This window comes from Ideonella azotifigens, assembly GCF_006519715.1.
In the GTDB taxonomy this organism is placed as follows: domain Bacteria; phylum Pseudomonadota; class Gammaproteobacteria; order Burkholderiales; family Burkholderiaceae_C; genus Ideonella; species Ideonella azotifigens.
The window spans coordinates 1-5170 of the sequence record NZ_VIDT01000405.1 but is presented as its reverse complement, the minus strand read 5'-3'; the positions used below and the strand labels follow the sequence as shown (position 1 = coordinate 5170).

7 protein-coding genes are annotated in these 5170 nt (G+C 67.5%); 1 reads left to right on the top strand and 6 read right to left on the bottom strand.

From position 1 onward, the window contains the following. The 4 genes from FKP22_RS20525 to FKP22_RS20515 all read right to left on the bottom strand — a co-directional run. The coding region (locus FKP22_RS20525) for a cysteine peptidase family C39 domain-containing protein (protein ID WP_141289552.1) at nucleotides 1-388 on the bottom strand (388 nt) is incomplete at its 3' end. 3 nt (nucleotides 389-391) lie between these two features. Next, on the bottom strand, nucleotides 392-1657 hold the full coding sequence (locus FKP22_RS20520; RefSeq protein ID WP_170200985.1) for a beta-barrel domain-containing protein: 1266 nt from the start codon (nucleotides 1655-1657) through the stop codon (nucleotides 392-394). A gap of 331 nt (nucleotides 1658-1988) precedes the next feature. Continuing rightward, the gene (locus FKP22_RS32340; RefSeq protein WP_170200984.1) at nucleotides 1989-2159 is read right to left on the bottom strand and encodes a hypothetical protein; all 171 of its coding nucleotides are present in this window, start codon (nucleotides 2157-2159) and stop codon (nucleotides 1989-1991) included. A 128-nt stretch (nucleotides 2160-2287) separates the two neighbouring features. After that, nucleotides 2288-3016, bottom strand: coding sequence for an autoinducer binding domain-containing protein (locus tag FKP22_RS20515; protein WP_141289550.1), 729 nt, complete (start codon nucleotides 3014-3016; stop codon nucleotides 2288-2290). Between the two features lie 95 nt (nucleotides 3017-3111). On the opposite strand from FKP22_RS20515, the gene FKP22_RS34600 reads away from it, so the two are divergent. After that, the gene (locus tag FKP22_RS34600; protein ID WP_492486164.1) at nucleotides 3112-3528 is read left to right on the top strand and encodes a DUF4902 domain-containing protein; all 417 of its coding nucleotides are present in this window, start codon (nucleotides 3112-3114) and stop codon (nucleotides 3526-3528) included. A 108-nt stretch (nucleotides 3529-3636) separates the two neighbouring features. On the opposite strand, the gene FKP22_RS20505 is transcribed toward FKP22_RS34600, so the two are convergent. Both FKP22_RS20505 and FKP22_RS20500 read right to left on the bottom strand, forming a co-directional pair. Next, the gene (locus tag FKP22_RS20505; RefSeq protein WP_141289548.1) at nucleotides 3637-4800 is read right to left on the bottom strand and encodes an ABC transporter permease; all 1164 of its coding nucleotides are present in this window, start codon (nucleotides 4798-4800) and stop codon (nucleotides 3637-3639) included. After that, on the bottom strand, nucleotides 4797-5170 hold a 374-nt coding region (locus FKP22_RS20500; protein WP_141289547.1), incomplete at its 5' end, for an ATP-binding cassette domain-containing protein. The genes FKP22_RS20500 and FKP22_RS20505, both read right to left, overlap by 4 nt.

Below are 5170 nucleotides of genomic sequence, written 5' to 3'. Positions count from 1 at the left end.
ACTCGGCCAGCACCACGAAGTGGTTCAGGTCCCAATGCAGGATGCAAGGCAGCGCCAGCTGGCCAAACTGCTCGGGCTCGGCGCGCAGCGCGCGCGGGGTCAGGCCCATCGCCGCGCCTATGTCGGCCACGTCGGCCGCGGTCGCACCCTTCATCGAGATCTGGAAACGCTCGCGCAGGCTGGGCAGGTCGGTGTGCATGCCGTGCGCGCCGGCAATCATCGCCAGACAGGCCAGGCCACACTCGGCGGCTTCGGTCTGCAGGATCAGCGGCACCTTGGGCCGCAGCCAGCCAAAGCGCAGGCGGGGTTCGGCGGGTTGCACCGCCTCTGTCGCCAAGCTGCTGTCATCGACCGGCCCACCCTCGGCGCCCGTGCCCTGCCCTCGCATGCCTCAAATCCTCTTGCGCCAGCCCAGCAAGGGCTCGAACAACCACTCCGCCAGCCGGCGCCGCTCCAGCAGCACGTCGGCCTCCAGCTGCATGCCCGGCAGCAGCGGACGCGCCTGGCCGTCGGCGCTCATGGACTGCATGGCCAGTGCCACGGTGATGCGGTACATCGGCTCACTGCCCGCGCCCTGCTTGACCGTCAACGGCACGCTGGCCAGCTCCCCCGCCTGCACCGGTGCCAGTGCCACCTGGATGACGTCCCCGTTCAGCCAGCCATAACGCTGGTACGGATAGGCCTGCAGCCGCAGCTGCACCGTCTGGCCAACCGCCACGAAACCCAGCGCGCTGGACGGGGCATACAGCTGGGCCTGCAGCTTGGCGCCGGCTGGCAACAGCGTGGCCAACGCAGCATCTGCATTCACCGGTTGGCCAGCGCTCACATTCACGCTACTCAGCGTGCCGTCAGATGGCGCACGCAGCAGCAGCGTGCGTTGGGTCGCCGCCTCGTTCGCGCGGGCGGCCGTCTCGGCAATCTCGTCGCGTTGGCGCAGCAGGTCGCTGACCTGCTGCGCCGACTGCAGCGGCAACTCACGCTGCTCCGCCTGCAACTGGGTCAGCTCGCGCGCCAGCGTCTGGCGCTGGCGTTGCAACGCAGCGGCCTCGGCGCGCAGGCCCAGCACGTCCTCGGCCCTCGCCTGCACCTGCGCCGAAGACACGAACTGCGATTTCTCCAGCGCCTCCAGCCGGGCCTGGGCCTTTTCCGCCAGCGCCAGCCGTTGCGCCTGCAGCCTGGCCTGATCGTCGAGTTGCGCCAGCTCGCGCTGCAGGCCTTCAGCCCGATCGGCCTGGCCGTGCGCCTGCTCGCCCTGCAAGCGGCTTGCACGCTGCGCAGCTTCTTCCAGGCTGCGAATGCGGGCATCGAAGGTCTGCTGCAACTGGGCCTGGGAGCTTTCATTCAGGCGCGCACCGTCCACCCTCAGGGTGAACAGCAGGTCACCTGCATGCACCTGCTGGCCCTCGGCCACCGACACCTGCTGCACCGTGGCCGCCAGCGGCGGCACGATGCGCACCAGGCCCTGGTCGGGCATCAGCACGCCGCTCAAATGCGCCCGTCGGCTGGCCTGGCCCAGCACCAGGAAGGCGCCCACCAGCAGCAAGCTGAGCAGCACGCCTGTCGTGATCCAGCGCAGGCCCAGCGGCCGCGACAACTGGATCGCGCCCAGCCATTCCTGCTGGCGGTGCTGTACCGCCTCTGGCCTGAACAAGCTCATGGCAGCCCAGCCCCGGGCCATGCTGGGTTGGCAATGCGCATCGGCAGATAAGGCCTAGGGCTGCTCATGGCCACATGATAGGAGGCCGACCCCCTCGGTTGATGGCGATGGGCCACCCGCAGCGCACGCGACGGGCCCCAAAAAAAGCAAAGGGCGACCGGACACGAAGTCCGGTCGCCCATGCAGTTTTCGCTTCTTATATTCCCAAGACGTCCGTCCTGGCCTTCCCTTTTTTCCTTCTGGAGACCGAGTGACAGCGAGAAAAATGGCCTGCGCTTACCGCAGGCAGCAACCGGATGCTTTGCCCGGTCGCGAGTGAATCAGTGGGGGCTTACCAGGTGCCCTTGGGCAGGTCGCCACCGTCGGTGCCACCGGACACGGCGCGCAAGGCCTGCCGATCCAGCGTGCGCAGCGGTGCAGCAGCTTGCGGGGCGCGCCGGGCGACGGCACCACGCGAGGCACCGAAGGCTTGGCGGACGAAAGATTTCAGGGCTTGCTTCATGGGGTCACTCCGGTGGGGTTGCGCGCATCGATTGCGCATGGCCTCATTGAAGCAAGTCTCGCCATTTGCCGACACTGTCAACTCTGACAGGGTCCCCGCGTCCGGCCCGCATGCTGGCGGGCGGCTCACTAGTGGATCAAACCCAGGCGCAAGGCCTTCAGTACCGCCTGGTGCTTGTTGATCGAGCCAAGCTTGTGCATCGCGTTCTGCAAATGCAGCACCGCGGTGCGTTCGCTGATGCCGAGGATGGAACCGACTTCCCAGGCGGTCTTGCCTTCCATGGTCCAGCGCAGGGCTTCCAGCTCGCGCGGCGTCAGCTTGGGCCGCTCGAGCTGGCGCCCGGGCGGCACGAACAAGCGCATTGCGGCATCCTGCGCGTGCACTGCAAACAACTGCAGATCGGCCACGATGCGGCTCAGCGAACCCGGCTCGGTCGGCAAGGCCTCGTCGCGATCCACGCCCAGCGTGAAGTGACGGCCGTCAGGGAAATGCATGGCCAGCGCTACGCCGGTGCGGTAGCCGAAAGCAGCCTGCTCTTCCCAGAGCTCGCCGGCATCTTGGCTGACGTAGGTGTCCTGGTTCCAGATGATGGGCAGCGTGCCACGCCTGCAGTGCTGCATGACCGGGTCGCGCCGGCCATCGGTGTTGTTGGTGAACACGTCGCGGAAAGCCTGCGGCGTGTTGTCGACGGTGATGAACTCGGACTGCGTCAACGACAGGTCGATCACCGTCATCGCCGACACATAGGTGAAGCCGAGCTCATTGGCAAAACGCACGATCTCACTGCGGAAATCGTCCCGCGACTGAGCCTGCATCACCGACAGGAAACTGCCGCCCAGCATGGGGGAACTGGTCATGCCACCCCCCCATTCGCGGCGCCAGGGCTTGTTGTCCAAGCCCTGACAGGTCTTACATCTAGCAAGCGCAAGACGTGCACTCCAGACTACGGGTCATGCTCTCGCCACAGAACGCTCCAACGCCCCACAGCCAGCGCAGCACCATGCCACCCCCCTGGTCCATCTATTTGTGGCCCACGGTATTTTGTCAGGCAAACACGCAACGCAGGCTGCAATTCGTGCACTTAGGTACACGCATCACACGCGGTGGCCCTCATGGCGAACGCCTTGCGGGTCAGACCATGTGGTGCGAGCGTACCCGAAAGCGAGAGGCCGGGTTGCTGTGGGACTGGGCAGAAATCCAGCACGGGGTCGTCGCGATGGTCGACCCGATGGGCGTGTTGACCAATCTGCGCCTGGTCAGCGATGCCGGTGACGTGCTGAGCGCGCCGGAATCGGCGCTGCACCTGAGCCAGCTGGTTCGGCAATTGCCGTGGCAGGACGAAGTCTGGCGCGCCGTCTGCCAGGCTTGAATGGGGCACCCGGCTCCGCGAGTACGCGAAGCCACCCGCCAAGCGGGTTGCGCAGGCCGCTTGGGGCGGCCCGGCGCGGCCTGCGCTGGGCGGTGATCCAGCCTCGCTTCAGCGCACCGCAGCGCGCTTGAACTGCCGAGCCACGAAGGCCAGGCACAGCACGGTCAGTCCCGCGCAGGCCAGCAGCGGCTCGGCCCACTCGATGGGCGTGATGGCCTCGCCGCGCAGCACGCGGTTCATCAGCGTCGACTGCGCGAGCGCCGGCAGCCACAGGTGCCAGGGCTTTTCGCCGTCCTGGTTGATCATGTTCATCATCGGCAGCAGCGAGACCACCAACACGATCACCGTGGCGCTGGCCTGCGCCTCCTTGAAGGTCTTGCAGCGGATCGCGATCGCCATCAGCAGCGCAGACAAGGCGCCGGCCAGCGGCGCCAGCAGCGCCAGGAAGGCCAGCGCCTCGGGCAAGCCGTACTGGAAGGTCGCCGCCAGCGTCTCGCTGCGCAACAACCATTGCCCCGGCAGGAAGCTGAAGCTCGACAGCAGCGCGATCAGCATCGCCACCGCGGCCACCGCGCCCCACTTGCCCAGCACCAGCGCACCACGGCTGGCGGGGTTCATCAGCAAGGGCTCCAGCGAGCCCCGCTCACGCTCGCCGGCCGTGCTGTCCAGCGCCGCATTCAGCGCGCCGTAGAGCACGGCCATCAGCACGAAAAACGGCAGCATCGCGGTCAGCCGGGCCGCGCGTGCGGCCGGATTGGCCAGGTCGCGTTGCTCCACCTGCGTGGCCTGCAGCAAGCCCATCGAAACGCCGCGCAGCGAAAGGCGCAGCGCCGCCTGCTCGCGGTTGAAGCCCTGCAACAGGCCCGCGATGCGGTTCACGCTGCCTTCGGCGCGCTGGTTGGCGCTGGAGCTCACCAGCTCGACCAGCGGCATCTCGCCCTTGGCCAGGTCGGCCTCGAAGTCCTTCGGTACCACCACCACCGGGTCGCCCAACTTGCTGGTGTCCAGTTGCCGTTCGTAGTCGGCCGGCGCTTCACTCACCGTGTAGGTCTGGCGCAGCAGGTAGTTGTGCAGCGTCGGCGCATTCGCCAGCCCGGCCACCACCACCTCGCGCGCCTCGGCCCGCTTTTCGATGCTGGAGACCAGCGTCGAGATCAGCACCAGCACCAGCGGCCCCATCGCGACCGAGCTGAGCAGCACGGTCAACAGCGTGCGCCGGTCGCGCAGCGCATCGACCAGCTCCTTCCAGAACACACTCCACGCGGCATTCATGACAACCCCCTGCTCGCGGCCAGCGCCTGGCTGGTCCGCTCTTCTTCACTGAACGCCAGGCTCACGAAAGCCTCCTCGAAGTCCTTTTCGCCGGTGCGCGCCAGCAGCGCCGGCACCGTGCCCTCGGCCACCGTGCGGCCGTGGGCGATCACCACCACCTCGTCGCACAATCGCTCGACCTCCTGCATGATGTGCGTGGAGAAGACGATGCACTTGCCCTCGTCGTCGCGCAGCCGGCGCAGCGCCTCGCGCAGGCTGCGCGTGGCCAGCACGTCCAGCCCGTTGGTCGGCTCGTCGAGGATGATGTTGGGCGGGTTGTGCACCAGCGCGCGGGCGAGCGCCGTCTTCATGCGCTCGCCCTGGCTGAAGC

Bases quoted from the DNA above. Each gene is read 5' to 3' on its own strand.
- FKP22_RS20520 (WP_170200985.1), bottom strand. From the start codon at position 1,657: ATGAGCTTGTTCAGGCCAGAGGCGGTACAGCACCGCCAGCAGGAATGG.
- FKP22_RS34600 (WP_492486164.1), top strand. From the start codon at position 3,112: ATGCTCTCGCCACAGAACGCTCCAACGCCCCACAGCCAGCGCAGCACC.
- FKP22_RS20515 (WP_141289550.1), bottom strand. From the start codon at position 3,016: ATGACCAGTTCCCCCATGCTGGGCGGCAGTTTCCTGTCGGTGATGCAG.
- FKP22_RS20505 (WP_141289548.1), bottom strand. From the start codon at position 4,800: ATGAATGCCGCGTGGAGTGTGTTCTGGAAGGAGCTGGTCGATGCGCTG.
- FKP22_RS32340 (WP_170200984.1), bottom strand. From the start codon at position 2,159: ATGAAGCAAGCCCTGAAATCTTTCGTCCGCCAAGCCTTCGGTGCCTCG.